This is a genomic window from Albidovulum sp., assembly GCF_049646345.1.
Lineage (GTDB): Bacteria > Pseudomonadota > Alphaproteobacteria > Rhodobacterales > Rhodobacteraceae > Albidovulum.
In genome coordinates, this window is record NZ_JBARVQ010000170.1 from 1 (window position 1) to 3,240 (window position 3,240).

Annotated in this window: 4 protein-coding genes; all 4 read right to left on the reverse strand. The window is 61.9% G+C overall.

Features of this window, described 5'->3' with window-relative positions; translation table 11 throughout:
* Window positions 1–160 (reverse strand): SDR family NAD(P)-dependent oxidoreductase (locus tag WBB85_RS04235; protein WP_432637384.1); only part of this gene is annotated, 160 nt, incomplete at its 3' end.
* On the reverse strand, window positions 153–1,115 hold the full coding sequence (locus tag WBB85_RS04240; protein ID WP_432637381.1) for an NAD-dependent epimerase/dehydratase family protein: 963 nt from the start codon (window positions 1,113–1,115) through the stop codon (window positions 153–155). The genes WBB85_RS04240 and WBB85_RS04235, both read right to left, overlap by 8 nt.
* Complete coding sequence (gene hydA, locus WBB85_RS04245; protein ID WP_432637382.1) at window positions 1,112–2,581, reverse strand: dihydropyrimidinase; 1,470 nt, start codon at window positions 2,579–2,581, stop codon at window positions 1,112–1,114. Before hydA ends, WBB85_RS04240 begins: the two co-directional genes overlap by 4 nt.
* Before the next feature lie 17 nt (window positions 2,582–2,598).
* The coding region (locus WBB85_RS04250) for an amidohydrolase family protein (RefSeq protein ID WP_432637383.1) at window positions 2,599–3,240 on the reverse strand (642 nt) is incomplete at its 5' end.

The following is a 3,240-nucleotide window of genomic DNA, read 5'->3' on the forward strand; positions in this document are numbered from 1 at the left end:
TTTCAGGGCCATAGTCACGGTTGATCTTGGCGCAGGCATCGACCGGCGATTGTCGGTCCGCCAGCACCACACGGCATCCCTTCCGTGCAAACCATGTGGCGATCGAATATCCGATACCGCTCGCGGCTCCGGTAACAACGGCGATCCGGGTGTCAGCCATGATGTTTTTCCCTATCTTCAGCGAGGGGCCAGCTCGCCTTCATCGTCATCTGGCGCCAGGTTCGGATGGGGGCCCAGCCAAGGTCTCTCGCGGCTTTGGCGTTCGAGAACACTGCAGAACGAGGATTGTCCCTATAACGCTGCGCGTCCTCGACCGGGGGAAGACTTCCCAGTGTTCGCGTCACGAAAGCCAATGTGGGTTCGGGTGTCAGCGTGTCGTCGGCGCAGATATTGAAAAGGTGATAGCCTGGCCGGTCCATCGCCAGTGCAGCAGCAAAGGCCGTGGCCGCGTCCAAGGTGGTGATGTAGGACCGATACAGCGGAACCCAGTAGTCATTGCGCCCCTCCGGCATGCTGTCCGATGCCTTGAACGGCTTTTTCCAAGTCATCGGTGTCTCGCCGAGGTCTCGGCGCAGGCTTGCAATGTCGCTGTCGCAGATGACGGCGCTCAGGCGCAGCGTGCTGACGACCATCTTGGGCCTGCTGCGGGACAGGGCAGATACGGCCTCCTCCGCCGCGCGTTTGCTTAGGGCATAGGGCTGACTGGGGAAGGTGGGATGATCTTCTGTCACCGGCAAGGCTTGGGGCGCAAGTCCGGGATTGGTGTGATCCAGCCCATAGACGCTGGCGCTGCTGCAATAGACCAGCCGCTTCACACCCGCCCGCGACGCGGCCTCACAGACAGACCATGTTCCGAAGGTGTTGAGATCGAAGAACCGTGTCTCCGAGATATCGTCCGCACTGTCCTGCCCCGCCAGATGCAATACACTATCGGCATCTCTGAACAGGACTTCCAACCGTTCGGTGTCGCGGATATCGCAGGCGTCGACCAGATTTTCGACGGGCGCTAGATCGACACCCCTGACCTGATGGTCCATCGCCAAGACGCTCATCGCAGAGCGGCCAAGAAGGCCATTTGCGCCGGTTATTACCACGCGTCGGGGCATGGGTTTCATGCTGTTCTCCGGGCACTGTCATTGGGAAATAGTTCGCTTATGAGGCGGTCGATCGTGTTGCCCGACTTTTGCGGAAAGGGACGATCACAGGCCAGAAAAGTGCCGCGGCCGGATGGTGTTGGAAGGACGCCGTCCTCGAAGACCCGCTGGCCTCGGCACAGAACGGTTTCCGGCCAGCCAGTCAAGGTGCGTCCCTCGTAGGGGGTGTAATCAAGGCCATCGTGCAGGATTTCGGTCGTGACCCTGCGCGTCAGCCCGGGATCCCAAATTGCCACATCCGCATCGGCTCCCTCCACAAGTACGCCCTTGCGCGGCCACAACCCGTAAAGCCGGGCATGATTTGCGGATGTCAAATCGACGAACTGCCGGAGCGTCAGCCGCCCCTGCAAGACCCCTTCGGAAAAGAGGAGCGGCATCCGTAACTCTATTCCCGGAACGCCCTGCGGTATCTCGTTGAAGGGGACCGATGACCCGCGCCACTGCTTGCCCTCAGTGCCGCCATAGGCAAAGGCCGAATGGTCAGACGAAACAACGTCAATTTCCCCCTGCGCCAGCGCTTGCCAGACCCGCGCGTGATGCGAGGCATCCCGAGGCGGGGGGCTGCATAGGCATTTGGCCCCCTCGAACCCGGGCCGGTCGAGATCGGTGGCCGTAAGACACAGATACTGCGGGCAGGTCTCGGCATGGATGGGCCGTCCGGAGGACCGGGCACGGGCGATCTCATCAATGGCGCCCTGACCAGAGACATGCACGATAAGCACATTCGCATCAACAAGTTCGGCCATGGTCGCTGCCCGATGGGTCGCTTCGCGTTCCGCCAACGGATGGCGGGCGACGGTGTGATAGCGCGGTTCGCTGCGGCCAGATGAAATCAGCCGGTCGGTCAACCACTGGATCATGTCGTGACCTTCGGCATGGATCATGACCATCAATCCTTCGCGCCGGGCCGCATCCAGCACGTCCAGAATCTGCCGATCGTCCAATCGCAACGCCTCGTAGGTCATGTAGATTTTGATCGAGGTGTAGCCCTGATTGGCCAAGGCTGGCAGGCCTGCCAGAGCCTCGGCAGTGGGGTCGGTCATGATCAGATGAAAGGCATAGTCGACTTCGGCCTGACCCTCGGCCAGCTTCCGATAGGCGGCAAGCACATCGGCGGGCGATTGGCCGCGGCGCTGGCAGGCGAAGGGGATGACCGTCGTCGTGCCCCCGGCCGCCGCCGACTGGGTGGCCGACTGGAACGTGTCCGAGGTGCGCAGGCCGGTAGAGGTTACCTGCTCGATATGGCAATGGCTGTCGATGCCGCCGGGCAAGACCAAGCGGCCCCGCGCGTCGATCTCCTCTACGCCACGCGGCAAACTTTCACCGATGGCAGCAATCAGACTGCCACGAATACCAAGATCGGCAATGCCTTCACACGTGGCCCCGACCAGGTGGCCGCCGCGAATAACCAGATCGAACTCTTCCATGCGCCGCTCCTCCTGGCTCAAGGTCGGACCGGCAAAGGCAAGGGCGCGATTTCATGCAATGGCCTTTTGCCCCTGTCGTTCTCAACCGCGCGCTCTGCCATGGCGTTCCGGGCCATGCTCAATGCCGGATAAACCTTTTCGGTGTCGATTGATTGTACGACCCCTCGATCAACAAGCTGCCGCCCGTCCACAAAGACGTCGCGCACGGCTCGCTCTGCGGCTTGGTGAACCAGACTGGTCAACGGGTCGGAAAGTGGCTGCATCGAAGGGTGGTTCAGGTCCAACAGCACAAGATCGGCCTTGGCCCCTTCGGCGATCCGGCCGATATCGTCGCGGCCCAGAGCACGCGCGGCATCCAGGGTGACCGCGTTGAAGATGTCCTTGATGTTGGCTCCATCGACACGCGCGCTTGTCACGCGCGCGATCAGCATCGCAAGCCGCATCTCCTCAAGCAGGTTGTGGGGAAAGGTGTCCGTGCCGATCCCGACCGGAATACCCAGGGCGCGGTAGCGGCCAAAATCCTCAAGCGCCAGCCCGGACTGGCGGGCAAAGACCGTCGGACTATGCGCTACGGCGGCGCCGCTTTCAGCCAGGATCTCCAGCTCGCCCTTCGATCCCCAGGATCGCATCTGGCTGTGATGATCCAGCAGGATGCAATG